This is a genomic window from Actinomadura sp. K4S16, from assembly GCF_008327685.1.
Taxonomy (GTDB): Bacteria; Actinomycetota; Actinomycetes; order Streptosporangiales; family Streptosporangiaceae; genus Spirillospora.
In genome coordinates, this window is the sequence record NZ_BDDE01000014.1 from 460,070 (window position 1) to 484,640 (window position 24,571).

The 24,571-nt window shown below is 70.1% G+C and carries 24 protein-coding genes; 13 read left to right on the forward strand and 11 right to left on the reverse strand.

Translation table 11 applies throughout. The features are described from left to right. Positions 1–9: 9 nt before the first annotated feature. Positions 10–2,088: a hypothetical protein gene (locus K4S16_RS20540; RefSeq protein WP_149260587.1), complete on the forward strand. Its 2,079-nt coding sequence runs from the start codon at positions 10–12 to the stop codon at positions 2,086–2,088. Positions 2,089–2,360: 272 nt separating this feature from the next. Here K4S16_RS20540 and K4S16_RS20545 read toward each other — a convergent pair whose 3' ends face one another. The 4 genes from K4S16_RS20545 to K4S16_RS20560 form a co-directional block, all read right to left on the reverse strand. Further along, on the reverse strand, positions 2,361–2,966 hold the full coding sequence (locus K4S16_RS20545) for a hypothetical protein (protein WP_235036942.1): 606 nt from the start codon (positions 2,964–2,966) through the stop codon (positions 2,361–2,363). Further along, positions 2,963–3,652 (reverse strand): DUF429 domain-containing protein, encoded by a 690-nt coding sequence (locus K4S16_RS20550; protein ID WP_149260588.1) that lies wholly within the window; start codon positions 3,650–3,652, stop codon positions 2,963–2,965. Before K4S16_RS20550 ends, K4S16_RS20545 begins: the two co-directional genes overlap by 4 nt. Positions 3,653–3,779: 127 nt before the next feature. Continuing rightward, complete coding sequence (locus K4S16_RS20555) at positions 3,780–4,505, reverse strand: hypothetical protein (RefSeq protein ID WP_149260589.1); 726 nt, start codon at positions 4,503–4,505, stop codon at positions 3,780–3,782. 250 nt (positions 4,506–4,755) lie between these two features. Continuing rightward, positions 4,756–5,154 carry an ATP-binding protein gene (locus tag K4S16_RS20560; protein WP_149260590.1) on the reverse strand — a complete coding sequence of 133 codons (399 nt, stop codon included), beginning with the start codon at positions 5,152–5,154 and terminating at the stop codon, positions 4,756–4,758. Positions 5,155–5,290: 136 nt separating this feature from the next. Here K4S16_RS20560 and K4S16_RS20565 point away from each other — a divergent pair, with 136 nt between their 5' ends. The 4 genes from K4S16_RS20565 to K4S16_RS20580 all read left to right on the forward strand — a co-directional run bounded on the left by K4S16_RS20565 (position 5,291) and on the right by K4S16_RS20580 (position 9,433). Beyond that, positions 5,291–6,091: a helix-turn-helix transcriptional regulator gene (locus K4S16_RS20565; RefSeq protein WP_149260591.1), complete on the forward strand. Its 801-nt coding sequence runs from the start codon at positions 5,291–5,293 to the stop codon at positions 6,089–6,091. Continuing rightward, positions 6,082–6,270, forward strand: a complete 189-nt coding sequence (locus K4S16_RS20570) for a DUF397 domain-containing protein (RefSeq protein ID WP_149260592.1) — start codon at positions 6,082–6,084, stop codon at positions 6,268–6,270. Before K4S16_RS20565 ends, K4S16_RS20570 begins: the two co-directional genes overlap by 10 nt. A 309-nt stretch (positions 6,271–6,579) precedes the next feature. Continuing rightward, a complete protein-coding gene (locus tag K4S16_RS20575) occupies positions 6,580–7,137 on the forward strand; it encodes a dihydrofolate reductase family protein (RefSeq protein ID WP_149260593.1) in 558 nt (185 codons plus the stop codon). A gap of 136 nt (positions 7,138–7,273) precedes the next feature. Continuing rightward, entirely contained in the window at positions 7,274–9,433 is a 2,160-nt protein-coding gene (locus K4S16_RS20580) for a hypothetical protein (protein WP_149260594.1), read from the forward strand. A gap of 47 nt (positions 9,434–9,480) precedes the next feature. Here the strand turns inward: K4S16_RS20580 and K4S16_RS20585 are convergent, their stop codons facing one another. From K4S16_RS20585 to K4S16_RS20600, 4 genes are read right to left on the reverse strand one after another with little or no spacing between them, the layout of a single operon-like run. Next, complete coding sequence (locus tag K4S16_RS20585; RefSeq protein WP_149260595.1) at positions 9,481–11,097, reverse strand: AMP-binding protein; 1,617 nt, start codon at positions 11,095–11,097, stop codon at positions 9,481–9,483. Continuing rightward, a complete protein-coding gene (locus K4S16_RS20590) occupies positions 11,094–12,065 on the reverse strand; it encodes a phosphotriesterase (RefSeq protein ID WP_149260596.1) in 972 nt (323 codons plus the stop codon). Before K4S16_RS20590 ends, K4S16_RS20585 begins: the two co-directional genes overlap by 4 nt. A gap of 19 nt (positions 12,066–12,084) precedes the next feature. Further along, positions 12,085–13,569, reverse strand: a complete 1,485-nt coding sequence (locus K4S16_RS20595; RefSeq protein ID WP_149260597.1) for an aldehyde dehydrogenase family protein — start codon at positions 13,567–13,569, stop codon at positions 12,085–12,087. 20 nt (positions 13,570–13,589) lie between these two features. Next, complete coding sequence (locus K4S16_RS20600; RefSeq protein ID WP_149260598.1) at positions 13,590–14,357, reverse strand: alpha/beta fold hydrolase; 768 nt, start codon at positions 14,355–14,357, stop codon at positions 13,590–13,592. Between the two features lie 156 nt (positions 14,358–14,513). Between K4S16_RS20600 and K4S16_RS20605 the strand changes: the two genes are divergently transcribed. Then, positions 14,514–16,250, forward strand: a complete 1,737-nt coding sequence (locus K4S16_RS20605) for an acetolactate synthase catalytic subunit (protein WP_149260599.1) — start codon at positions 14,514–14,516, stop codon at positions 16,248–16,250. A 12-nt stretch (positions 16,251–16,262) separates the two neighbouring features. Beyond that, a complete protein-coding gene (locus tag K4S16_RS20610) occupies positions 16,263–17,039 on the forward strand; it encodes an IclR family transcriptional regulator (RefSeq protein WP_149260600.1) in 777 nt (258 codons plus the stop codon). A gap of 55 nt (positions 17,040–17,094) precedes the next feature. Here the strand turns inward: K4S16_RS20610 and K4S16_RS20615 are convergent, their stop codons facing one another. Beyond that, positions 17,095–17,925, reverse strand: a complete 831-nt coding sequence (locus K4S16_RS20615) for a maleylpyruvate isomerase family mycothiol-dependent enzyme (RefSeq protein ID WP_149260601.1) — start codon at positions 17,923–17,925, stop codon at positions 17,095–17,097. 144 nt (positions 17,926–18,069) lie between these two features. Here K4S16_RS20615 and K4S16_RS45115 point away from each other — a divergent pair, with 144 nt between their 5' ends. From K4S16_RS45115 to K4S16_RS20630, 4 genes are all read left to right on the forward strand, one after another. Further along, entirely contained in the window at positions 18,070–18,237 is a 168-nt protein-coding gene (locus K4S16_RS45115; protein WP_200841989.1) for a hypothetical protein, read from the forward strand. 141 nt (positions 18,238–18,378) lie between these two features. Beyond that, positions 18,379–19,212 (forward strand): CPBP family intramembrane glutamic endopeptidase, encoded by an 834-nt coding sequence (locus K4S16_RS20620; RefSeq protein WP_149260602.1) that lies wholly within the window; start codon positions 18,379–18,381, stop codon positions 19,210–19,212. Further along, entirely contained in the window at positions 19,209–20,363 is a 1,155-nt protein-coding gene (locus tag K4S16_RS20625; protein ID WP_149260603.1) for a sensor histidine kinase, read from the forward strand. The genes K4S16_RS20620 and K4S16_RS20625 overlap by 4 nt, the downstream gene beginning before the upstream one ends. Then, positions 20,360–21,019 (forward strand): response regulator transcription factor, encoded by a 660-nt coding sequence (locus K4S16_RS20630; protein WP_149260604.1) that lies wholly within the window; start codon positions 20,360–20,362, stop codon positions 21,017–21,019. The genes K4S16_RS20625 and K4S16_RS20630 overlap by 4 nt, the downstream gene beginning before the upstream one ends. Positions 21,020–21,052: 33 nt before the next feature. Here the strand turns inward: K4S16_RS20630 and vanR-Sc are convergent, their stop codons facing one another. Further along, positions 21,053–21,739: a VanSc-type vancomycin resistance response regulator transcription factor VanR gene (gene vanR-Sc, locus K4S16_RS20635; RefSeq protein WP_149260605.1), complete on the reverse strand. Its 687-nt coding sequence runs from the start codon at positions 21,737–21,739 to the stop codon at positions 21,053–21,055. Positions 21,740–21,998: 259 nt separating this feature from the next. Here vanR-Sc and K4S16_RS20640 point away from each other — a divergent pair, with 259 nt between their 5' ends. Continuing rightward, positions 21,999–22,511 (forward strand): M15 family metallopeptidase, encoded by a 513-nt coding sequence (locus K4S16_RS20640; RefSeq protein WP_235036944.1) that lies wholly within the window; start codon positions 21,999–22,001, stop codon positions 22,509–22,511. Positions 22,512–22,534: 23 nt separating this feature from the next. After that, the gene (locus K4S16_RS20645; protein ID WP_149260607.1) at positions 22,535–23,614 is read left to right on the forward strand and encodes an endonuclease/exonuclease/phosphatase family protein; all 1,080 of its coding nucleotides are present in this window, start codon (positions 22,535–22,537) and stop codon (positions 23,612–23,614) included. A gap of 6 nt (positions 23,615–23,620) precedes the next feature. On the opposite strand, the gene sigJ is transcribed toward K4S16_RS20645, so the two are convergent. Then, complete coding sequence (gene sigJ, locus K4S16_RS20650; RefSeq protein ID WP_149260608.1) at positions 23,621–24,559, reverse strand: RNA polymerase sigma factor SigJ; 939 nt, start codon at positions 24,557–24,559, stop codon at positions 23,621–23,623. Positions 24,560–24,571 lie beyond the last annotated feature (12 nt).

Below are 24,571 nucleotides of genomic sequence, written 5' to 3' on the forward strand. Positions count from 1 at the left end.
AGTGATGACGTGGACGTCGTCCGGGAGGCTTTGGACGACTACCAGTCGGCGCAGGCTGACACTCGGTGGGGTGTGGACAATCCTTACTGGCCGCTGGCCGGCGAGGTGCGCTTCGCCGCCCGGGACCTCCTCGCACAGCCCCCGTCCGGTCGCAGCCACGCGAGCGCTCTGACCGCGTTGTGGCATCTCGCGGAGGCGGAGGACGCGGACTTGATCGCTGACGTCCTCGAAGGCGCCCCCGACGACGAGGGGCGGGAGATGGCGCTTCTCGCTGCTGGCACCGCCCTTGCGGCGGGCGAGGAGCCGAACCGGCGGCTGCTGGCGCTGGTCACCGCCAGGGTGCTGGACGAGGGCCTCGATGTGCGGGATCGCCGGGACGCCATGAGCGCCTTGGACGATCTCGATCTCCCAGAGATCGATGATCTCCTCGTCCGCCTCAGTGAGTCACCCGAACTCGACCTCCAGGTGTACGCGGCCGGGTGTCTTGCGACGCCTCTGCGGCTTCGTGCCCACCGGGACCGCGTCCGGCGGCTCGCGGAGTCCTGGCCGGAGGACGCGGGCGGGGAGGCCGCCCACGTTCGCGAAGCGATCAAGGGCTTCCACAGCACCTACTGGAAAGACTTTGAGCTGGGCGATCCGGTCCTGCGGAAGGCCCATGACGAGCTGATGTTCCCGCTCTCCGACGACGGGTGTCTGAAGGCATTCGCCACCCTGCTTCGGAGTGCGGACCCAGTCGCCGTTGGCATCGCACTGGACCATTACGAGTCCTGGGAAGGGCTGCGCCGCGTCCTGGAGGACGAGGAACGTGCCGAGGCCTGCCTGCCCGAGGTGCTGGCCCGGGCACGTGAGGTGCTCCGGGGGCCGATGACTCCCGCCGAGGTGAGCGCCCTGAACATGATCGGAGCGCAGCACGCCGAGCCCGGCGACGCCGACCTCCTGGTGGACATTCTCAGACGCACCGACTCGGACGCGGTGCGCCGGGAGGCCGTCTGGGTGGCCTACGGCGTGCTCGACGAGGCCGAGGTGAAGGACCATAGGCTCGTCGCCGCCCTGGGTGACCTGGTCTTCGACCCGTCCGTCGGCTTCTCCCTGACGCAGGAGACGGCCATCCGCGTCCTGGCCGAAAGCCTCGGCGCGGGTGCGGACGACATTCTTCTGCGGGCGCTCCGTGAGGGCGAGCCGAAGGTGCAGGCCCACGCCTCCTACTTCCTGGTCAGGACGGGAGGTCTCGACCGGCATCGCGCCATCCTGGAGGAGGTGGCCGAGAGCTGGGGCGACCGGCCTCCCCAGCGCCCCTGGGGCCAGGACCCCATCGAGCTGATCTTCGGCAGGCCGCACAGCGTCCACTGGGAAGGGCACCGGCTGGCGGACCCGGTCCTGTATCGCGCCCACAGGCGGCTGAGGGCTCCGACAGTGGACGAGTCCTATCACCAGGCGCTTCGGACGCTACTCGAAAGCGGCGACGAGGCGGCCGTGGGCATCGCTCTTGACCACTGGTGGAGCCCTGACGGCGCCGTGAAGCGGGGCGGTGAGGAAGCACGCGAGCCGGAACGGGCACTCGTCCTGGACCGCATCCGGGAGGTGACGTTGCAGCCTCCCTCCTCGGGCGAGCCCAGTGACGGATACGAGGCCAAGTACCTGAGCGCACTGTCAGCGCTGGACGTCGTGGCGGCGCAAGAGTTGACCCTGCTGGCCGAGGTCGTGGAGGTCGGCACGAACGACCACGTTCGCAGTCGGGCTCTCGATGCGGTGGAGGCGGTGTTCAGGGATGCGGAGGAGGCCGACCTACGGCTCGTCGAGGCGCTGGGGCATGTGGCCTGCGACGAGAAGGTGCCGTTGCACGACCGCGTCAGGGCGCTGGAACTGCTGGACGAGTCTCCGGGCACCAACTCCGTGGACGCCCTCGTCCGCGCGACGCGCTGCGCTGAAGTGGAGGTCCAAGCCGCGGCGGCCTGGGGATTGATGTGGGAAGAGGTCATCGAGGACCACCGCGCGATGCTTGAGGAACTGAGCGCGAATTGGCCCGTGAAGGACGCCCCATGGGAGGTCACGCGGGTCCGGGCCATGCTCAACGCCGCCAAAGAGTGAGGCGCCCTCCCCACACTGCGACTACGCCCGGCCCACACGCGCCCAGCAACACCGCGAATGCCTTCCGCGGCCCCCGCCAGGAATTTCGATGCGGTCGCGGTGAGGCCGATCTGCAGGGCCGCCAGCGCAGAGATCGCCGACGTAGGTGACGAACACGTTCGCCGCGCTGCCGGTCGGCCGAGACGTGACCGTGCGCCCGCCGTAGCAGCCCGCTTGGCGCCAGCGGTGACGCAGCGACACTTCCATGCCCCCTTCATTTCGCAAGCCACCGGTCAGCCCGTGAGGAGTTCGAGTAGTTCGACCTGGTGGGGGCTGACCCGGAGCAGGGGATTGCAGTTGCGGGGGTAGATCTCGGCTTCGTCCCACTGCCGCCGGAGCACGCTGGAGGCGGTGCCTGTCCTGACTCCGCGGGCGTCCTGCTCGTCGTGAAGGCGCCGAGCGTCGAACAGGTAGACCGCCCGAACGCACCAGGGGCGAGTACCGCCTCGTGAGGGTCCTGCCGCTGATCGCGGGCCGGTGAGCACCAGGTAGTAGTCGAGCGTTGCGGACGAGCTGGTGTCCAGAACGCCTTCCTGTTTGAGGTACCACTTGACGTTGACCGTCCGGCCCTGGAGCGGGCCGACGCGAAAGCGCCCGTCGAAGGCGGTGTTGGTGGCCGATTCCTCCAGTTCGATATCGAAAATCAGCGACGCGATCCATTCACCGAGATGCCCGGCCGTCATCGGCCGCTGGATGATCGCGGCAATCTCTCCATCGATGGCGTTGCGTCCGGCCAGAAGTTCGGCAATCCGTTCAAGATCGCCATCTCCCATAACACTGCTCTCCCATTGTTCGCCACCGCCACTGCCGCAGTGTCGTGCTGCGCGCTCCTTGGTCAAGTCCAGATCGCGGCGGAAATGCCGTCGCTGAAGACCTCTGGTGGGTCCGGTACGCAGCGGGCTGTGCCGTTGGCGACGCGTTGGGCCGTCCAGGCGGCTGCGGCCGCGTCCAGGACGTCGTCGACCCCCGCCTTGGCTCCGGCGCTTCCGAGCTGGTCGGCGAGGGTGATCCCTGCAGCGGCGAGCAGGTCCCGGCGTTCACCGACGCCGGTCCAGGTGGCCTTGGAGGCGGACGGTGGGCCGCCGGCCATCGCGGCGAACGACACCTCGGGGTGGACCTCCACGACCCGCAGCCCGGTCTGGCCGCGGATCCAACGGTCGACCTGGAGCAATTTCGTCCTGAGACCGTAGGCCTGCCGGGAGAGGCCCTTGCCGGTGCGGCGGCGATTCTCAGCGGCGGCGGTGGCGTAGTCGTCGCACTCGATCGCGGCCCGGACCGGAGTCGTGAAGACCGACGACGCCCGCCGCGGACCGACCATCGCCCGCGCCAGCTCATCTGCCCTACGACTGCCGGTGTCAGGCAGCCCGATCGGGATGTCGATGGCAACGACCTCCACCGGCCCGGCCTCGCCCACCAGGTCATCGATCTGGGGCGCGAAATGCAATCTCAGAGGCCCGGCCCCGACAGCGATGCCGACCCATCCGGCCTTGCACGCGTCCACGCCCAGTACCCGCCCGTTTCCCATGGCTCATGATGACGTCCAAGAGGCCGGGCAGTCACCGCACCGGCGGCCATGTCCGCACATGCCGCGGGCCATGCGTGACCTCGCGTCTGGAGGTCGTGAGCACCGGACAGATCGACGCCGGGCGCTGCTAATTCACGGCCGCCTGGGCCCGGGTCCAGGCACGGGTGACGATGCGCTTCTGTGCGTCCATACTTCCGTCCGTCCCTATGAACGCCATGGCCATCACCAACTGGCCGGAGCGGACGTTGACCCAGGTGGTGTATGCGGACCTGCCCGCGTCGGGGAATGTCATCGTCAGCCGGTTACCGGACAGTTCGGCACCGGATATGGCAGGCAATTGGGACTTGCTCAGTGGTTTTGTGCTGACGATCACCGTTCGGCCCTGCACCTTGCTGGTCACCTTGCGTCCACAGACGGCGGGGACGCTCAGACGCAGGCGGGCCATGTCCGTGTCCTCCGGGACCCAGACGAGCGTCTCGCCGACCGCGCTCGTCCCCGACCGGTAGATGACCTCCGCCGAGGGGGAGTCGTCGATCGCCGCAGGCCATTGTCCCGGGGCTCCCGCCCCCTGCTGCTGGCATCGCGCGTCAACTCCGGGCATATCGCCTCTGGATTGAGAGCCGTCGTCCTGGCGCAATTCGCCGTACTTCCCACTGGACGGGCCGGACAGGGGCCGCTGATCGGACTCTTTAGGGATAAGAGCGGACTGGAGTCGCGAGGCTTCAACAGTCTTTTCGGAGGAAGCCGGCAGGCGGCTCGGCCCGGTTGCCGGGGAACTGCCGCGCCCGTTCGAAGTCGACCCGTGGCCGTCCTCGCCTCCGCAGCCGACCGCGCTGACGTACAACAGGGTCACACAGGCGACAAATCGCAAGGAAGGCCACATAACGGAGAATCCTAATGCTCCAACCGGCGCGCCGAGAGATTGTCGGGTGCGTCGCGCGAGCCCGGCACATGGATGAAGGCGGGAGCACCACGATCACATGCGTGCCGAATCGATGGCGCCCGTGAGGACGACGGTGACTCTGGGCCGAGGCGGCCGTGGTCGCATCACTGCCTGTAGGTAGCGGAGGGGCGGTCGGGGGTGGCCGCCCCTCCGCTGGTCTTCATGAGGGGTCTAGGACTGCGAAGACGACTTTGCCGGCGTTGTTGGAGAGGGGGCGGATGCCCCAGCAGCGGGCGAACTGGTCGACGATGAACAGGCCTCGGCCTGCTTCGCTGATCATGTCGGTCTCCTGCATGCGCGGCAGGTCGTAGGTGGCGTCCTGAACTTCCAGCCACAGGGCGCCGTCGTCGGTGCGGCCGATGCGGAAGGTCACGTCGTCGTCGGACGCGGAGGCGTAGCGGAGAGCGTTGGTGACCAGTTCGCTTGCCACCAGGCACGGGACGAAGTCGTCCATGTCCCACTGGCCTGTGACCAGACGCACGAACCGCCGGACCTCGGCGACGACCTTGAGGTCGTTCTTCACCACCAATTCGTGCTCGTGACGCGCCGCCTCGCCCATGACCTTCTCCTCACTGTGTGTGGCATACAACACACATTGAGTCACTCTCCGGCCTACGATTGGCTTGCCCGATCAGCTTGGAGAACCTTGGCAAGCGTTCTACCTGGCTGGTAAGTGTCAAGGAGAGGTAAGAACCATGCCTCCACGTCGACAACGGCCCCGGGAGTCCCCTGCTCTCGTCGCATTTGGTCGCCAACTGCGCCGGATGCGGGAGGCCAAGGGCGCCAAGCAGGAGACCATCGCCCACCTGACGAACCTGAGCGGTGCACAGGTAAGCCGAATCGAGGCGGGGAAGAGGCGTGCGAATCGATCCTTCACCGACATAGTGGACGACTACCTGGAGGCAGGCGGCGCGCTCATCAGCCTTTGGGAGGACCTGAACAAGGACGGACATCCAGTACCGATCTGGTTCGACTGGCCCGCGATCGAAGGTGACGCCGTCGAGTTGACGTGTTATCAACTCTGCGTCATAGCAGGGCTCGCCCAAACACCGGCCTACGCGAAAGCGATCCTCAAGGGAAACGAAGAGGCCGTAGCGGCGCGGTTGGAACGGCAGAAGATCCTCGACCAGGAGAACGGTCCGATGGTGACACTCCTGGTCGACGAACAAGCGTTGTGCAGGCCGGTCGGAACCGCCGAGACGATGAGGGAACAGCTTGAGCACCTGATCGCGCTGAGCGAGCGCCCCAACGTGACAGTCCAGGTCGTCATCGGAAGCGGCGAACACCTGGGAAACGGCAGTAGCTTCATCGTGGCTACGATGGCCGATATGAGCCAGATAGCCTACATAGAGACGGCTATACGAGGGCTCACGACAGACGACCCCGCAGACCTTGCGGAACTCTCACGCGTCCTGGTTGATCTCCGGAACAGAGCACTTCCGGGAGACATGTCGCGAGACTTCATCAGGAAGGTGGCCGAGGAAAGATGGACCTGAAGAACGCCAAGTGGCGGAGAGCCAGCCGAAGTCTGAGCAACGGCGGTGAGTGCGTCGAGCTGGCTGAGGTGACCGGGGCGGTGGCTGTGCGGGACAGCAAGGATCCGGACGGGCCTGTCCTGCTGGTGAGCCGCGCGGCTCTGCGTACTGCCGTTCAGTCCGCCACGGGGACGCACTGACCGCCCCGCATCGACCACCAGTGGCCCGGTTGCCGGTGGCTGCTGGTCCGCCGCAACCACCGCGCCGGTGAACTGGCGTTCTACCGCTGCTACGCCTCCGCGCCCTGGCCATGCTCTAGACCAGCACCTGCGGAATTCCTACGCCACCGTCGTGGATGCGACCGTCAGAGGTGTCGAGGCCTGGCGTGCGATGAGTTTTGGCGGGACCGGCGGTCTGAGTGCGGGAGTGGTCAGCCACTGAGCACGAGCGGATCGGGCGGTGGACGCCTGGGCCGTCCCGGCGCGGGAAGAAGCACATGGAGGCACCGGATGCGGAAGTTGATTCTGGCTTTCTACGTCTCACTCGACGGTAAGAGCGCTGACGGGGACAACGGAATAAGGGACGTCATGATGAGCATCGACGATCCCGAGCAGGAGAAGTACTTCGTCAGCCGCCTGTGGGAGGCCGGGGCCTTCCTCATGGGCCGCAACACCTACGAGATCATGGCCGGATACTGGCCCGGCTCCGACCACCCCTCCGCCCGGGCCATGAACGAGATTCCCAAGGTCGTGTTCTCCCGCACCTTGAAGTCCGCCGACGACTGGCCCGCGACCCGGATCGCCAGCGGTGACACGGCGGAAGAGATCGCCAAGCTCAAGGCCGAGCCCGGCAATGACCTCGTCGCCGCCGGCGGCACCGCGTTCATGCACTCCTTGATCAAACTCGGTGTGGTCGACGAGTACCGGCTGTGGGTGCTGCCCGCCGCCACCGGCAAGGGCGCACCGCTGTTCCCCGAGTTGGATCGGCCCGCGAACCTGCGCTTGCTGAAGAGCACGGCCTTCCCGTCCGGCGTCCTCGAACTGGTGTATGCGGCAACCGACAAGTAGAGCTTGTGAGGACAACCGGCGATCGTGCGGTGCGGATCGTTCGGGCGCTCGATCTTCCTGGCCCGCCGTGTGATCCTGGAATCGCGGATGTGCCGTCCGGCTCGGGGCCCCGGCGGCGGTCTGGACGGGAGCGGGGATGAGCGGAGAACGCGAGGTCGATTGGGCCGCGAAAAGGTACAGCGTCGAAAACCTCGGGTGTCTCGCCCTCATCCGCCTGCTGATCGGCGTCTGCCTGCTGATGATCTCGACCTTCGCCCTCGTCGGCGCGGTCGAGGAAGGCGCGGCCACCTGGCGCGCGAAGAAGGGCGAGGGGGTTCCGGGCCTGTTCACCGCGCTATCGCAGAGGTGCGGACGAGGTGAATGTTCCTGGAGCGGCACGTTCATGAGCGGCAGCCTCCCTGGGTACGGCATCGAGGACGTTGAGCTGAGAGGGCTCGGCGACCGCCCCATTTACGCCGGGGCCACGTTTCCCGCCCGCGACGTCGGTTCAACGTGGTTCGTCCAACTGGAGGGCGGGCCGCCGGAGTGGGGGGTACCCGGCTGCCTCGGGATCCTCGCCGGTGCCACCGGAGTCTTCGGTGTGGGGTTCATCGCCGTGGTGCTGTGGGGCGTTCACGGGACACGGGCTTCTCCCGCGGCGCGCAGACGGCATGCGAGGGAACGCAGGGGTTCCGCGCTGCGCGACCTCGTCGACCGGGACCGGTGGGGCTGGTCGGCGCGGCCCGACTCCTCCAGGGTCAAGGTGAAGATGGCCAGGTCCAGGGGCCGGACCCTGGCCGGGGTGGGCGGCCTGCTTGCGCTGGTGGTGTCGCTGCTGCCGTTCGGCCTGGTCTGGGTGATGTTCAACAGGGAGATCACCTGGGCCGAGAGGGCCGCGGCCTCGTGGGCGCTGCTGTTCGCGGTCGCCCTCGTGGGCGTCGCGATCCAGACGCTCCGGCTGATGCTGGTCAGGCCCCGGATGTGGGTGACCGACGATGAGATCGTCATCTGGGACGCGGTGCTGCTGTGGAAGGTGCTGCGGATCCCGCGCACCGCGATCGCGGCGGTCCGCTACGGCGACGAGCCGCGGCGGCGGCAGGTCAAGGGGGGCGTGGCCCAACTGACGCCGTTCCGGGAAGAACTCAACCTCGTCCTGCGGATGCGGGACGACATCTCTCTTCCCGCGCGCCGGCTGCGGTGGGGGAACTGGTTCTGGATCGTGTTGATCCTGAAGGATCTGGACCCGCGGAGGGGCATGCCTCAGCGGGGGCGTCCGGTCCGCCGGTTGTGCCTCCGGGTGAAGCAGCCGCGCAGGGTGGCCACCGACCTCGACCGCTGGCTGGGGCATGGTGAGACGCTCCCGCCGTCGGAGTTCGCGTCGGTCGACCACGCCCATTACGGCACGGTCCGCACGCACCGCGGCACCGGCGATGCACGCGTCAAGGTCAGGGGCCCGCTTCCCGAGCCTGTGCTGGCCGAGTTCGTGAACGAGGGAGCGGGAACGCTGCGGGCCTGGCTTCGACGTACCGAGTTCGGCCGGGGGACCCCGGTCATGGCGTGCGGTCCCGGCTCCCCGCCCGCCATGACCGTCCTGGACGACCGGCTGGTATCCGACAAGGCGCTCACGAAGAGGGTCCTGTACGTGGAGTCCGAGGGGCGGTGGACCGTCACGATCAGCGGACCGGAACGCGCTCGCCGGTTCACCGGCTCGGCCACGGGCAGCGGGCCCGACGTGCTCAGCTACCAGGGGCCGGCTGGCATCGCCGTCGTGTCATGCCCAGACGGGCAGTTCCATCAGGTCCACCTGCACGGGCCGAACCTGGACGCGCTCCACGGCGGCGATCCCGTCGTGTCCGCCGCCGCGTTCAACCCGGTGCCGGAGGACGACCCCCCGCCCAGCTGGAGCACGTTCGCCGTCCCAGCGCAGGCAGTCCTACGGGTGAGGACCGCCGCGACGGACTGGCGGATCGACGTGACGCCCCTGGAGCAGGCAGACGTGGACGCCCCCGCCCAAGCCGCGGAACAGGACGCCACCACCGTGCCGCCCACCGGCCACGTCCGACCGTTCGAGCACTCGACAGCGGGTGACCGGACCGCAGTGGTGCGCTACCTGGGACCTCCGGGACCTGTGCTGTTCCGCAGCGGAGACGCCTTCGGCCTCCTGCAACTCGACGCCACGCTGACCCCGATCCGGACACTCGCCTCCCCGGACGGCGACACGGAGATCCAGCTCCGCTCCCGCACACTCCTCCAGGTCACCGGAGGTCACGGCACCTGGTCCATGCAAGAGGCGCACAACCTCCACCCGTCGCACTGACTCGCCGAGAACGGCGCCTCAGGCGGTCCGGGCGGTGCGACATCGCCCTAGGCGTGGCCGGTGGGGAGGGCTGCCAGGTGTTCCTCGCGGAGGGCTACTTTCTGGATTTTTCCGGAGGCGGTCTGCGGGAGTTCGCTTCGGAAGTGCCAGCTGCGCGGGACCTTGTAGGAGGCCAGCCGGGCGCGACAGAAGGCGTCCAGTTCGGTCTCGGTGAGGCGCGCCCCGTCCGCCGCCACCACGAAGGCGGCGACGGTTTCGCCCCATTCGGCGTCCGGCAGTCCGATCACCGTGACCAGGCTGATTCCGGGGTGGGTGTAGAGGACGTCTTCGATCTCGCGCGGGAAGATGTTCTCCCCGCCACGGATGATCATGTCCTTGAGGCGGCCCTGGATCGTGACGAGGCCCGACGCGTCCATGGTCCCCAGGTCACCGGTGTGCAGCCACCCGTCGGCGTCGATGGCCTCGGCGGTCGCGGCGGGGTTGTCGAAGTACTCGGTCATCACGCAGATGCCGCGGGTGCAGATCTCACCGATCTCCCCGACCCCTGCCACCTCGCCGGAGCCGGTCCTGACGATCTTGACCTCGGTTCCCGGCAGCGGCCGTCCCACGGTGGAGAGGGTCTCCGCGTCCTGGTCCTCGGCGGCGGTGTGGGTGATGTACGGCGAAGCCTCCGTCTGGCCGTACCCGATGCCGACCTCGACGCCGAGGTCACGCTGGGCGCGCAGGACCAGATCGATCGGGACGGGCGCGCCTCCGAGCGTGGTCAGCCGCCAGCTCGACAGGTCGCGGGGCCTGTCGGCCTGGCGTTCGAGCATGCGGATCAGCATGGTCGGCACGCTCAGCATGACGGTCCCCCGCTCGGCCTCGAACAGGTCCAGCATGAGGTCGGCGTCGAACCCGGCGGGGAGCACGTGGCGGCCACCGGTCTGGAGGGCGCCGAGCGTCACCAGCCCGCAGCCCGCGGTGTGGAAAAGGGGCATCGGGTTGACCCAGACATCGGTCGGACGCGCGCCGATGACGGTCGCGTACCGTCGGCCGTTGGCGACGAGCCCGCGGTGGCTGAGCAGCGCTCCCTTCGGACGTCCGGTGGTCCCCGAGGTGTACTGGATCTGGGCGGGGTCCTCCGGAGCGACGTGCGGCAGGCCGTCGCGTGCGCTGCTCTCGGCGGCCCGGAGCTCGTCCCAGTCCCCGAGGGAGATCACCTCGCGGACCGGTATGCCGTCCCGCACGGCCTCGGCCATCGGAAGCAGGTCGGCGGATCGGTACCGCGGCTGGACGACGATGCCCGCCGCGCGGGACTGCTCCAGCACGTACGCCAGTTCCGCCTCCCGGAAGGCGGGGTTCACCGTGACCAGGGTCAGTCCCGCGAGCGCGGCGCCGAATTCGAGCTGGATCCACTCCGGGCAGTTCCCGGCCCACACCGCCAGCCGTTCGCCGGGCTCGAACCGCCGGAGCAGGGCATGGGCGACGCGGACGGAATCGTCCAGCAGTTCTCCGAAGGTCCAGCGGCGTGCGTGCTCTCCCACGACGCCCTCGACGAGCGCCGTCCGATCCGTCCATCGTGAGGCGGCGCTGGTCAGGGCGTCGCCGATGGTGCCGTCCGCGTGGCCCTGGTCCGGGTCCGCGTGCCAGTGGGCGGCGGACAGTCCTTCCGCCGTGGTCATGCCTTCGTCCCCTCGAAGTACCGGCGCGGGTTGTCCACGAGGATGGTCTCGATGGTGCGGTCGTCGACTCCCGCCTCACGCAGTGCGGGAATGACTTCCGTGGAGATGAGGCGGTAGTTCCACTTCGCCCCCAGTTGAGGGCGTTCCTCGACCGTGACGAAGTCGATGAAGCAGGACGCGTCGTGCGAGACGACGATGCTCTCCGCGTAGCCGCGCCGCACGAGGCCCACGAGGGTGTCGATCCGCTGCTGGAGCGGCAGGAACGCGTCCAGCCCGAAACGGTCGAGGCCCAGCAGCGAACCGGCGTCCGCCAGCCGGGACAGGTAGTCCAGATCGGTGCTGTCGCCCGCATGGCCGATCACCACCCGGCTCAGGTCTGCGCCCTCTTCGGCGAGGACGCGCTGCGCGACCAGTCCGGATTCGGAACCGGCATGCGTGTGCACGGTGATCGGCGCACCGGTCTCGACGGCGGCCCGCGCGACCGCCCTCATCGTGCGCTCCACGCCGGGTGTGAGGCCCTGGGCGTCGATGGCGCACTTGAGGGTCGCGGCGCGCACGCCGGTGTCGCCGATGCCCTCCGTCAGGTCCTTGACGAACAGCTCGGTCAGCGGTTCCTCGGTGTCGATGAGCAGGCCCGGCCCGCGGCTGAGGAACTGGTGCGGAAGGTCGTTGAAGGTGTAGAGCCCGGTCGCGACGACGATGTTCAGGGCCGTCCGCTCGGCGATGCGCTGGATGCGCGGGATGTACCGGCCGAGCCCCAGGACCGTGGGGTCGATGATGGTGTCGATGCCGAGGGACTTGAGTTCGTTCAGGTCGCGTACCGCCTGCTCGACCTTCTCGTCCTCGTCCCAGTCGGCCTGGTAGTTCTGCCGGTACTCCTCACCGAGCACGAAGACGTGCTCGTGGACGAGCGTCCGGCCGAGCGCGCCGGAGTCGACGGGCCCCGCGACTGTCTGGATGTCGGTCATGTTCGTCAGCCCTCGGATCTCACAGCGCCACGACGACGGACTTGGTTTCGAGGTACTGCTCCAGGACGGCGTCGCCCTTCTCCCGGCCCCAGCCGCTCTGCTTGTAACCGCCGAAGGGAAGCTCGGAGCCGAAGACGTGGTACGTGTTGACGTGCACGGTTCCGGCCTTCAGCCGCTTGGCCAGCCGGTGCGCCTTCGACAGGTCGCGCGTCCACACCCCGGCCGCGAGGCCGTAGACGGTGTCGTTGGCCTGGGCCGCCAGATCGTCGATGTCGCTGAACGGCAGCGCCGTGACGACCGGGCCGAAGATCTCCTCCCGGACGATCGGATGGTCGCGGTCGGGCCGCGCGATCACACTCGGCTGGACGTAGTACCCGTCGCGGTCCAGCGCACTGCCGCCGGTCAGCGTCCGGCCTCCCGAGTCCTTGCTCAGGTCGAGGTACCGGCGGACCCGGTCGAAATGCTCCGCGGACACCAGGGGACCCATGTCGGTGTCCGGATCGAGGCCGTAGCCCACCCGGATGCCGCTCGCGTGTTCGGCGAGGCCTTCCACGACCCGGTCGAACTGGGACTCGTGTACGTAGAGGCGGCTGCCGGCCGAGCACACCTCGCCCTGGTTGTAGAAGATCGCCAGCGCGGCTCCCGCGATGGCGGCGTCGGCGTCCGCGTCGTCCAGGACGATGTTCGGCGACTTGCCGCCCAGCTCCAGCGACACCCGCTTGAGGTTGCCCGCCGCGGCGCGCACGATGCTCCGGCCGACCTCCGTCGAACCGGTGAAGGCGATCTTGTCGACGCCGTCGTGGGCGGCCAGGTGCGCCCCGGCCCGTTCGCCGAATCCCGGCACGATGTTGACCACGCCCGGCGGGACGCCCGCCTCGTTGAGGAGTTCACCGATCCGCAGGGCGGTCAGCGGCGTCTGCTCGGCGGGTTTCAGGACGACCGTGTTGCCGGTGGCCAGCGCCGGGGCGAGCTTCCACGCGGCCATGAGGATCGGAACGTTCCAGGGGATGATCTGCCCGGCGACGCCCAGCGGTTCGCGGGTCGTGTAGGCGTGGAACTCCTGGCCCGGCATGTAGGGGACGGACGGCGTGACCGTCGTCCCGGTGATCCGGCGGGCCGCGCCGGCCATGTACCAGAACATGTCGGCGGCGAGGGGGATCTCGACGCCGAGGGCCGCGGAGGCCGGCTTCCCGCTGTCGAGCGACTCCAGTTCCGCGAGTTCCTCGGCGTGCTCTGCGATCAGGTCGCCGACGCGGTGCACGATGCGGCCCCGCTCGCTCGGCGACATGGCCGCCCACGGGCCTTCCGCGGCGCGGCGGGCGGCGGCCACCGCGCGGTCGACGTCCCGCTCGGACGCCTCCGCCACCTTGCCGAGGACCTTTCCGGTGCCCGGATCGATCGTCTCGAAGGTCCGCCCGTCGACGGCGCCGACGAACTCGCCGTCGATGAACAGCCCGTGCCGCCGGGCGAGGAAGTCCGCCGTGAGCGTGGGGGGAGTGGTCATGTGTCCTTCTCCGTTCCGCACTAGGCGAGGAAGTCGAGGATGCGGGGGATGACGGCGTCCAGGTCCTCGATGCAAGGGCTGTGGCCGGCGGTCTTGATGCGCCAGAGTTCGGCGTCCGGGATCGCGTCGAACATCTCGTCGGACCAGGCCGGCGGGCGCGCCTGGTCCTGGGTGCCGGAGATGATGAGCGTCCGCGCGGTGATCCGAGGCAGCAGGTCGAGCGCGCTCTCGCGTTCGACGACGCCCCGCGCGGCGTGGGCGAGCCTGGGAGAGAGCTCGCCGAGGCGTTCGGTCCACGTCTGGTGGATGTCAGAGCGCGCCGGGTCGTTGAGGACGGTCTGCGCGAACAGGATGCCCTTGACGAACTCGACGAGTTCGGGGGTGAACCCCTCCTGCTCGAACCTGTCGACGAACGCGCCGAAGAGCTCGCGGTTCTCGTCGGTCTCGGCTCCTGCTGACGAGCCCATCAGCACCAGCCTGTCGACCAGTTCGGGGCGGCGGGCCGCCATGCGGACCGCGACGTCGCCGCCCATCGACTGCCCGACGATCGACAGCGAGTCCAGGCCGAGCCGGTCGACGAGGGCGAGCATGTCGTCGGTGCACTGATCCATGGTCACGGTCGCGTCGGCCTCGTCCACGCGGCCCGCCTGGCCGGGGAACTCGGGCGCGACGAACCGGAAGCGCCCGGCCCCGGCGGCGACGAGGCCGTCGAAGGCGCGCGGGTCGAGGAAGAGCGAGTGCAGGCAGAGCACGGGGCTCAACTGCGGTTCACCAGTGTCGATGGTCATGTGGACCTCCAGATCTTTCCTGCTCAGAGAGCCGAGGCGCGCTCACGGTCCCGAGAGTATGAGCCACCTCACAGGTGCGTCAATATCTGAAGAGGATTGCAAATAATGAAAGATTCAGTATTTGACGTCTGATTCAGAGTTTGCAACCGTACGGGCATGACCACAGTCGCTGACGTCATCGCAGGTGCACTGGCCCGTCACGGGGTCGAGACGATCCTGGGCCAGAGCAATCCGACCGAGCTGATGCTCGCGGCCGAACGCATCGGGATCCGCCAGATCCTGTACCGGACGGAGAACGCCGGCGGCGCGATGGCCGACGGGTTCGCCAGGATCTCCGGCCGCGTCGGGGTGGTGGCGGCCCAGAACGGCCCCGCCGCGACCTTGCTCGTCGCCCCGATGGGGGAAGCCCTCAAGGCCTCAGTGCCGATGCTCGTGCTGGTGCAGGAGGTGCCGTCAGGCAGTCGCGACCGCAACGCGTTCCAGGAGATGGACCACTTCGCGCTGTTCGCGAGCGTCTCGAAGTGGACGCGGCGCATCGACGACCCCGCACGCGTGGAGGACGCCGTCGACCAGGCGTTCACCATGGCCAACAGCGGACGGCCCGGGCCGGTCGTCCTGCTCGTCCCCAAGGACGTCCTCGGGAAGCCCGCCGTGCCCGGACGGTTCCCGCGCACCGCCGATCTCGGGGCGTTCCCGCTCGACCGTCCCCGGCCGGACGCCGCCGCGGTGGCGAGGGCGGCCCAGCTGATCGCCGAGGCGCGGTCTCCCCTGGTCGTCGCGGGCGGCGGCGTGCACGGCTCGGGCGCGGTGGCCGAACTGCGCGCGCTCCAGGAGACCGCCCACCTGCCCGTGGTCACGACGAACATGGGCAAGGGCGCCGTGGACGAGTCGGGTCCGCTGTCGCTCGGGGTCGCCGCCAACGTCACCGGCGAGCGCGGGCCCGCGCACTTCCACCTCGACCTGATCGGCGGGGCCGACGTCGTCCTGCTGGTCGGCACCCGGACGAACGAGAACGGCACCGAGGGCTGGACGCTGACCTCCCCCGACGCCACCTACGTCCACATCGATGTCGACCCGCTCGAAGTGGGGCGCAACTACGAGTCCGTACGCCTGCTCGGTGATGCCCGGGCCGCGCTCCAGGACCTCACGGCCGCCCTGGCGGAAACCGATCTCACCCTGCGCGCCTCGCGTTCGGAAGAGCTCAAGGCCACCATCGCCGCCGGGCGCCGGCAGCACTTCGAGGTCGTCACTCCGCTGCTGGAATCCGACGCGACCCCCATCGCACCGGAGCGCCTCTTCGCCGAGATCGACCGGCTCCTGGACCCCGACGACATCGTGGTCACCGACGCCAGCTACTCCTCGTTCTGGGTCGCCAGTTACCTCCCGGCCAAGCGGCCCGGGCAGCGCTTCCTCATGCCGCGCGGGCTGGCCGGGCTCGGCTGGGGGCTGCCCCTGGCCCTGGGAGCGAAGATCGCGGCGCCCGCTCAGCGTGTCATCGCCGTCGTCGGCGACGGCGGATTCGCACACGTCTGGTCCGAGCTGGAGACCGCGCTGCGGGAGCGCCTTCCGGTGGCCGTGGTGGTGCTCAACAACTCGGTGCTGGGAGCCCAGCGGCATGCCGAGAACGCCGTGTTCGGCGAGACGACCACCGGCGTGGAGTTCGAGCCCGTCGACCACGCCGCCGTCGCGACCGCCGCGGGGGCCGTGGGGATCACGGTCGACGGTCCGGACGGCATCGCTCCCGCGCTGCGGAAGGCGATGGAGTCCGACCGCGTCACGGTCCTGGACGTGATCGTCGACCCCGACGCCTACCCGCCCGTCCGGTCGTTCGACGCGTTCGCCGACCGTCTCAACGCCCCGCTGCACCGGGCCCGCACCCACCGGGCGAGCTGATAGTTTCAAATAGTGAACAGCGCTTCGGACAAGCCGGGCCAGACCCTGCAGACGGTCGAGCGGGCCCTGAGCTTCCTCGAGTACGTGGCCGCCGCCGACACCGCGCCGACGGTGCAGCAGGTCTCCGCCGGCCTCGGCTTGAACATCACGACCTGCTACCACCTGATGAGGACCCTGCTCGCACGCGGCTACCTGGAGCGGCGGGCCGACGCCACGCTCCGCCTCGGAGCGGGCGTGGGCGCGCTGTTCCGGTCTTACCAGCTCAACTTCAACACCAGTGACAAGCTCGCGGGCATCGTCGCCGAACTCGCCGCCGCCACCGCCGAGACCTCGTTCCTGTCGACGCTCGACGACCGGAACGTGATCTTGAAGGTGCTGGTCGAGGGGTCGCAGCCGCTGCGGGTCAGCGGCCTCTACGTCGGCCTGACGGGCAACGAGCCGCACCGCGCGTCGGGCAAGGCCGTCCTCGCCCATGCCGACGCCGACCTGCGGGACGAGATCATCGAGCGCAACCTGACCGGCATGTCCCCGACCGCCCAGCGGCGTTCCCGCACGGCCCTGCTCCAGGAGCTCAAGGAGGTCCAGGAGCGGGGTTGGGCCGTCGACATCGACTCCAGCCCCGGCATCACGGCGCTCGGCGCCCCGTTCTTCAAGCACGACGGCTCCATAGCCGGCGCCGTCGGGATCGTCGCGCCGACATCCCGGTTCGGCGAAGCCCGGGGAACGCTGGTCGGCACGGTGCTCGAGTCGGCGGGCAAGGCCACGGCGGTCCTCCGCCTCGCGCCATAGCCGACGAGGTCCGGACCGCGCCCGCCATCGGCAGTCGGGCGCGCGGCAGAGGGATTCAGGCGACCACCGCGAGCAGGGCTGTGATCGCGGTGGTGAGGTCCGCGTCGCCGGTCGCCGTCGATCGCCGGCGGGCCTGCTCCTCGGTGATGCCTCTGGTCGCCAGACGCCAGAAGGTGTCCTGGTCCATCGAGACGCGTGCCGTCGGCTCCCCTTGGGGCTGGGTCATCCGCCATCGCGCGTCCTGCCGGACCACGCCCCATCGTCCTCCGGCCGGGCCGAGTACGTCCAGGTGAGCCGTGGTGCCTTCGGGGCGTTCGTGCATCCGCAAGGCGTGCGGCAGGCCGCGCGCGAAGACGTCCAACACCGGAGCCATCAGATCGGGTTCATCCGCGCCCGGGACGGAGACGGCGTCGCGCACCTGCTGCTGGTGGACCCAGAACTCGGTGTAGTCGCGGCCGATGTCGAGCCATGCGGGGCTGTCGATGTCGGTGGCGGCCCAGGAGACGTTCAGGTCGGCGGCGGCGTGGAGGTCCTGGGCGGCCCATACGGCGTCGAGCCGGGGTCCCAGGTGCTCCAGCAGTTCGATCACCAGTTGCGGGCTGAGCTGGCGGGACGCCCGGACGAACTCGTCGTTGGTCCGGGCCAGGTAGGCGGGGAGCGTCTCGTCGTCGGCGAAGATCGCGCCGCCGTGCCCGTCGCGGCTGCCCGACAGGCGCCGCATGTAGTCGTTGAGCACATGAGCGACCACGTCGTGCACGTCCCAGCCGGGACACACCGTGGGCATGGCCCACTCGGCCGGGCTCAGGGCCCTCAGCAGGTCGAGCATGGCCTGCCGTTCGCGCGGGAACAGCGGACGGACGTCGGCGGCCGGGCCAAAGATCATCATCAGCTGACCGTACCGGCCGCCCCGGCCCGCGGCCGCATCGTCCGGCCTGCGATTCCACATACCCCCTGGGGTATCATTCGGACAGAGAAGCATCACCATGGAGTAAGGGCCACCGGCCCGGGACCCGAACAGAAGGAGAAGCCCATGTGCCAGCGCGCCGTTTGCCGGAAGTGCCAGCGCGCCACCTACCGGGGGTGCGGCCAGCACGTCGAGCAGGTGCTCGCCGGAGTCCCCCGGTCCCAGCGCTGCAACTGCGACGAGAAGGAGGCCCCCGCCGGAAACGCCTGGACGCGCCTGTTCCGCCGCAGCTGACATCCGGCGCGCGGAGGCTTGTCCCCCGTGCGAGCTACAGGCGGATGTCCACCGTGCGGTGAAGATCCGGGAGGGGGGGATCCATAGCGTTTCGGGCGAAGCCGCGGCACTCCGGCCGCGGAACCCCCCGAAGGAGTCAGCATGCGACTGCTGAAGCAGCTCGTGGTCGTGGTGGTGGTCGCCGCCGCCGGCGGCGCGGGCGTCAACGGCGCCGACTGGAACCCCGGCCTCACGCTCGTCCTCGGCGCGGCGGCGGCGCTGGTCAGCCTGTACACGTACCGCTGGGTGGTGCGCCGGACCGAGCACCGCGAGCCGACGGAGCTGGCGCTGAAGGGCGCCGCCGGCGCCCTCACCCGAGGGATGCTCATCGGCTTCGCGATGTTCGGCGCCGTCATCGTGAACATCGCCTTCCTCGGCCACTACCGGATCGACGGGTTCGGCTCCGCCGGCGGCGCGGTCGCGCTGCTCGGCTTCATGGCCGCCGCCGCGGTGACGGAGGAGGTGATGTTCCGCGGCGTCCTGTTCCGGGTCATCGAGGAGCGCACCGGCACCTGGGTGGCGCTGACGCTGACCGGCCTGGTGTTCGGCCTGATGCACCTGCCCAACCCGAACGCCACCCTGTGGAGCTCGCTCGCCATCGCCATCGAGGCCGGCGGCATGCTCGCCGCCGCCTACGTCGCCACCCGCAACCTCTGGGTGCCGATCGGCCTGCACTTCGCCTGGAACTTCGCCGGCGGCGGGATCTTCGGAACCGAGGTCTCCGGCAAGGACGCCCCGGACGGCCTGCTCGACGGCGTGACCTCGGGCCCGACCCTGCTCAGCGGCGGCGAGTTCGGCCCGGAGGCGAGCCTGTACTCGGTCGGCGCCGGTGCGGTCCTGACGATCGTGTTCGTGTGGCTGGCACGCCGTCGCGGCACCATCGTCCCCCTGCGCCGGACCACCCGGGCCGCCGCCACCGCTACGCTCGCCCAGTGATCGACGTCCGGCGGGGCCGGGAGCGGTGGCGACGGCTGGACGTCACGGTGCGGGACCTGCCGTTTCCGCTGCTGCTGGTGGCCGGGGCGTTCGTCCCGGCGCTCCAGGCCCACGGGACGCAGGTCGGCGATCTGCCCGCCCGCCCGTTCGACACGCTGGCCCTCCCGGTCATCCTCCTCACCTGCCTCCCGCTCGCCGTGCGCCGACGCTGGCCGGCCGTCTGCGTCGTCCTCGTGTCGCTCGGCTTCGCCGCCGAACAGCTCCGCGCCTACCACTCGTTCACGGGCAGCGCCCTGGCGTTCGCGCTGGTGAGCGCGGGCGCCCACCTGGAGCGCCGCCGGTACGCCGTCGCGGCCGGCATCTCCGCCGGCTACGTGGCGCTGGCGTTCGCGCTCGACCGGATCGGCTCCCCCGAGCGCCTGGACGGCTTCGCCACGTTCTACCTGGCGGCCGCCTTCGCGTGGGGCGTCGGGGCGTGGCTGCGCTCCACCCGGGCCGTCGAGGCGGAACGCCGCCGCCGCGTCGCCGAGGCCACCCGCGCGGCCGAGCGCACCCGCATCGCCCGCGAGCTCCACGACGTCGTCACCCACCACGTCACGGCGATGGTCGTCCAGGTGGAGGCGGCGCGGTACCTGACCGCCGCCCCCGACCGCCTCGACGCGACCCTGGGCGCCGTCGGCGACACCGGGCGCCGGGCCATCACCGACCTGCGGCACCTGCTCGAACTGCTCAACCCCGATCATGGAACCGATCCCCGGATGCCGTCCGTCGGCGAGCTCCCCGCGCTCGTGGAGCAGACGCGCCAGGCCGGGCAGCCGATCGAGTTCAGCACCGCGGGCGAGCCGGCGGAGTCCGCCGGAAGCGCCGAGTTCGTGGCCTACCGGGTCGTGCAGGAGTCTCTGACGAACGCCCTCAAGTACGCCCACGGCAGCCGTACCGTGGTGCGGGTGCACTACCGCGACAAAGAGATCAGCGTGGAGGTCGGCACCGACGCCTCCGGGTCGCCGGCCGCGTCCCCCGGCGGGAGCGGCCGGGGCCTCGCCGGGCTCCGCGACCGGGTAGGCGCCCTCGGCGGCGACTTCAGCGCGGACCCGCGGCCGGACGGCGGCTTCGTCGTGCGGGCCCGCATCCCGTCGGGGAGTCCTTCGTGAGCACGCCGGTCCGGGTCCTGGTCGCCGACGACCAGGCGCTGATCCGCACCGGATTTTCGACGATCATCGACGCGCAGCCCGACCTGGAGGTGGTGGGCGAGTGCGGTGACGGCCGCGCCGCCGTCGACCTCGCCCGCCGGCTCGTCCCGGACATGGTGGTGATGGACGTCCGGATGCCGGTCCTCGACGGCATCGCGGCGACCCGCCTGCTGGCCGGCGCCGGGGTCGCCGACCCCGTCAAGGTGCTCGTGGTGACCACGTTCAACCTGGACGAGTACGTGTACGAGGCGCTGCGCGCGGGAGCGAGCGGCTTCCTGCTCAAGGACGCCCCGCCGGCGCAGCTCCTGCACGGCATCCGGACCGTCGCGGCCGGCGCCGCGCTGCTGGCCCCCGAGGTGACGCGGCAGCTCGTCGGCAGGTACGCGGCGCGGATCCGTCCCGCCGAGGAGACACCGGCCGTCGACGTGCTGTCGCCGCGTGAGATGGAGGTGCTGCGCCTCATCGCCGACGGCCTGTCCAACAGTGAGATCGCCGCGACCCTGGTGCTCAGCCAGGAGACCGTCAAGACGTACGTCTCCCGCATCCTCACCAAACTCGACCTGCGCGACCGCGTCCAGGCGGTGGTCTACGCCTACCGCCGAGGCCTGGTGAACTGAACCGGGCACCGCACCCCCCGGTGCGCAGCGCCTCTATCCGCGCTCGTCTCCGGCGTCGGCTCCTGTGTCGATGCGGTAGCCGACGCCTGGGACGGTGGCGATGATCCAGGGTTCGCCGAGGCGTTTGCGCAGGGCCGAGACGGTGATGCGCACCGCGTTGGTGAACGGGTCGGCGTTCTCGTCCCACGCGCGTTCCAGGAGTTCCTCGGCACTGACGACACCGCCTTCGGCGCCGATGAGGACTTCGAGGACGGCGAACTGCTTCCTGGTCAGCGCGACGTAGCGGCCGTCCCGGTAGACCTCCCTGCGGAACGGGTCCACCCGCAGGCCCGCGATCTCCCGCACGGGGGGCCTGCTGTGGGCGCGGCGGCGGTCGAGTGCCCTGAGCCTGAGCGCGAGTTCCTGCAGCTCGAAGGGCTTCGTGAGGTAGTCGTCGGCGCCGAGTCCGAACCCGGAGGCCTTGTCGTCGAGACGGTCGGCCGCGGTCAGCATGAGGATCGGCATGCCGCTGCCGGAGGCGACGATGCGCCTGGCGATCTCGTCACCGGAGGGTCCGGGGACGTCGCGGTCGAGGACGGCGATGTCGTAGGCGTGGACGCCCAGCATCTCCAGAGCGGTGTCGCCGTCGCCCGCGATGTCGGCCGCGATCGCTTCGAGGCGCAGGCCGTCGCGGATGGCCTCCGCCAGGAAGGGCTCGTCCTCGACGATCAGCACGCGCATGCCTTCGATGCTAGAAGCCGGTGCATATCGTCGGCGTATCGAAAACCGCATACGCGCCTGCAACGCCACGCTGCCTTGACTGGCTGGTATGTCTGGAACACCACCATCAGCGCGAAGTACGACCCGCCAGGTCCGCTGGTTCCTCGTCGCCGGGCTGATAGTGGTCGCAGCGGCGATCGCTTCGACCTTCGGCTACCGGTCGCAGAACGACTCGTCTTCCCCCGCACCGCCGTTGACGTCCTCATCGGTCGTATCGCCCTTGGCACCCTCGACCGCACCGCCCCCGAAGGCTCCTCGCTGGGAGCAGCGCGGAGCGGTCGGCAAGGCCGACGGGGTCGTCCCCGACGGCGTGACGGTCTTCGACGACGCGTTTCCGGCCGTGGCCAACCTCGATCCAGGCCTGCTGAAGGCCCTCCGCCGGGCCGCGGCGGACGCCGCGGACGACGGGATCGAGTTCTACGTCAACAGCGGCTGGCGCTCCCCGGCCTACCAGAACCGGCTTCTTCGCGACGCGGTCTCCAAGTACGGGTCCGAGGCCGAAGCCGCCCGATGGGTGGCCACCCCGGCGACGTCGCTTCACGTGTCGGGCGACGCGGTCGACATCGGCCACTCCGATGCGGCGGCGTGGCTGTCCCGGCACGGCGCCGGGTTCGGGCTGTGCCAGGTCTACCGGAACGAACCGTGGCACTACGAGCTGCGCACCGACGCGGCCGATCGGGGTTGCCCGCACATGTACGCCGACCCCGCCCAAGACCCGAGGATGCACCAGTGAGCGGCAGTGAACGAGGACAGACGATGGCACGGGTGGACTCGGCGGAGACCGGACAGGACGACGCCGACGGCCGTGACACCGGCTCCGGCACCTGGCGCGCGGCCGTCCGGCGGGCGGTCCGCGCCGCCTCCCGGCCGGAGCCCTGGAAGCGCGGGCCGGTCCTCGCGGCACTGGCGCTGCTGCTGGGCCTGTTCATGCTGCTGCACGCGGAGATCCCGAACCGGATCGGGAACCTCGGCAGCCTGGCGGAGACCTTCCTGCCGTGGTTCGGCCTGTTCGTCCCGGTGCTGCTGGCCGGGGCGCTGTGGCGCCGCTCCGCCTCCGCGACGGTCGCGCTGCTGGTGCCGGTCCTGGTGTGGCTGAACCTCTTCGGCGGCCTGCTCGGCGACAAGTCCCGTCCGGGCGGCGGCTTCGTCGTGGCCAGCCACAACGTCGGCGCCGGCAACCCCGACCCCGTCCGCACCGCTCGCGACCTGGCCGCCTCCGGGGCGAACGTGCTGGCGCTGGAGGAACTGCCCCAGGAGGCCACGGCCACCTACGAGAAGGAGCTGGCGAGGGCGTACCCGCACCACACGGTGCAGGGCACGGTCGGGCTGTGGAGCAAGCTGCCGCTGTCGGACACCCGGCCGGTCGACATCCAGACGGACGCTGGACCGCTGGGGGCCGCCAAGTCGGCCGAGGCCAAGATGCCCGGCAACCGGGCGCTGCGCACCACGGTGGCCACCGACCACGGTCCGCTGGCGGTCTATGTGGCCCACCTGGGGTCCGCACGCGTGAATCCCAGGGCGGGCTTCTGGACGGCCCACCGCGACAGGAACGCGAAGGCGCTGGGCCAAGCCATCGCCACCGAGCGGAGTGAACGGGTCGTGCTGCTCGGCGACCTGAACGGCACCATGGGCGACCGCGCGTTCGACGGCATCACCTCCCGGATGCGCTCGGCCCAGGAGGAGGCCGGGGACGGCTTCGGCTTCACCTGGCCGGCGGCGTTCCCGATGGTGCGGATCGACCAGATCCTGGTCAGAGGCGTGCAGCCGCGGGCCGCATGGATCCTGCCGGCTACCGGCAGCGACCACCTCCCGGTGGCGGCCGAGATCACCTGGTGACGTCCGTCAGGTCGTCGGCCAGTGGCGGAGTTTTTCGGGGTTGCGTATCACCCAGATGTGCTTGATCCGGTCGTCCACGACGTCGAACGCGAAGACCGTCACGGTGGCGCCGTCCTGCTGGGCCACCAGTCCGGGCCTGCCGTTGACCGTGCGTTCCAGGAACGCCATGTCGTCGGGCCTGCGGCGGGCGATCTCGGCCCAGGCGTGTGCGATCCGCTCGCCGCCTTCGATGGGGTGCAGGAAGGTGAGGGCGAGGCCGCCGCCGTCGGCGGTCGCCGTGGCGTCGGGGTCGAGCAGGCCGATCAGGGCGCCGATGTCCTTGGCCTCCCACGCGCGCTTGAAGTCCTTGACGATGCCGGCCTGCCGGGCCGTCGGGCTCGCGGGGCCCCGCGACTCCCGGACGCGGCGGCGGGCCGAAGAGGCCAGCTGGCGGCAGGCCGCCGGCGAACGGCCGACGATCTCGGCCACCTCGGCGAAGGGGTGGCAGAAGACGTCGTGCAGCACGAACGCGACGCGCTCGGCCGGGGTCATCGAATCGAGGACGACCAGGAACGCCATGCTGACCGACTCGTCCAGGGTGACCCGGTCGGCGGGGTCGGGGGTCGCGCCGCCCGGCCGTCCGCTGATCCACTCCGTACGGTCCGGCAGCGGCTCGGGGATCCATTCGCCGACGTAGGTCTCCCGCCGGGCCCGCGCCGAGCCGAGCATGTTGAGGCAGATGCGGCCGGCGACCGTCGTCAGCCAGGCGCCGGGGCACTCGATGGCGTCCTGCTGCTCCCGCGACATGGCGTACCAGCGGGTGTACGTCTCCTGCACGGCGTCCTCGGCCTCGGCCAAGGAGCCCAGGAGCCGGTACGCGAGATTGGTCAGATGACGCCGCTCCCGCATCAGGGCGTCGAGGCCGGGATCGGGCTCGTCCTGGCCTGGCCCGTTTCGGGTGGTCATGGTGCTGACGGC

Excerpts from the sequence above, each read along its gene's own strand:
- K4S16_RS20620 (WP_149260602.1), top strand. The coding sequence starts at position 18,379 with ATGCGACTGCTGAAGCAGCTCGTGGTCGTGGTGGTGGTCGCCGCCGCC.
- K4S16_RS20580 (WP_149260594.1), top strand. The coding sequence starts at position 7,274 with ATGAGCGGAGAACGCGAGGTCGATTGGGCCGCGAAAAGGTACAGCGTC.
- K4S16_RS20585 (WP_149260595.1), bottom strand. The coding sequence starts at position 11,097 with ATGACCACGGCGGAAGGACTGTCCGCCGCCCACTGGCACGCGGACCCG.
- K4S16_RS20645 (WP_149260607.1), top strand. The coding sequence starts at position 22,535 with ATGGCACGGGTGGACTCGGCGGAGACCGGACAGGACGACGCCGACGGC.
- K4S16_RS20565 (WP_149260591.1), top strand. The coding sequence starts at position 5,291 with ATGCCTCCACGTCGACAACGGCCCCGGGAGTCCCCTGCTCTCGTCGCA.
- K4S16_RS20590 (WP_149260596.1), bottom strand. The coding sequence starts at position 12,065 with ATGACCGACATCCAGACAGTCGCGGGGCCCGTCGACTCCGGCGCGCTC.
- K4S16_RS20550 (WP_149260588.1), bottom strand. The coding sequence starts at position 3,652 with ATGGGAAACGGGCGGGTACTGGGCGTGGACGCGTGCAAGGCCGGATGG.
- K4S16_RS20595 (WP_149260597.1), bottom strand. The coding sequence starts at position 13,569 with ATGACCACTCCCCCCACGCTCACGGCGGACTTCCTCGCCCGGCGGCAC.
- K4S16_RS20605 (WP_149260599.1), top strand. The coding sequence starts at position 14,514 with ATGACCACAGTCGCTGACGTCATCGCAGGTGCACTGGCCCGTCACGGG.
- K4S16_RS20570 (WP_149260592.1), top strand. The coding sequence starts at position 6,082 with ATGGACCTGAAGAACGCCAAGTGGCGGAGAGCCAGCCGAAGTCTGAGC.
- K4S16_RS20600 (WP_149260598.1), bottom strand. The coding sequence starts at position 14,357 with ATGACCATCGACACTGGTGAACCGCAGTTGAGCCCCGTGCTCTGCCTG.
- K4S16_RS45115 (WP_200841989.1), top strand. The coding sequence starts at position 18,070 with ATGTGCCAGCGCGCCGTTTGCCGGAAGTGCCAGCGCGCCACCTACCGG.
- K4S16_RS20575 (WP_149260593.1), top strand. The coding sequence starts at position 6,580 with ATGCGGAAGTTGATTCTGGCTTTCTACGTCTCACTCGACGGTAAGAGC.
- vanR-Sc (WP_149260605.1), bottom strand. The coding sequence starts at position 21,739 with ATGCGCGTGCTGATCGTCGAGGACGAGCCCTTCCTGGCGGAGGCCATC.
- K4S16_RS20615 (WP_149260601.1), bottom strand. The coding sequence starts at position 17,925 with ATGATGATCTTTGGCCCGGCCGCCGACGTCCGTCCGCTGTTCCCGCGC.
- K4S16_RS20560 (WP_149260590.1), bottom strand. The coding sequence starts at position 5,154 with ATGGGCGAGGCGGCGCGTCACGAGCACGAATTGGTGGTGAAGAACGAC.
- sigJ (WP_149260608.1), bottom strand. The coding sequence starts at position 24,559 with ATGACCACCCGAAACGGGCCAGGCCAGGACGAGCCCGATCCCGGCCTC.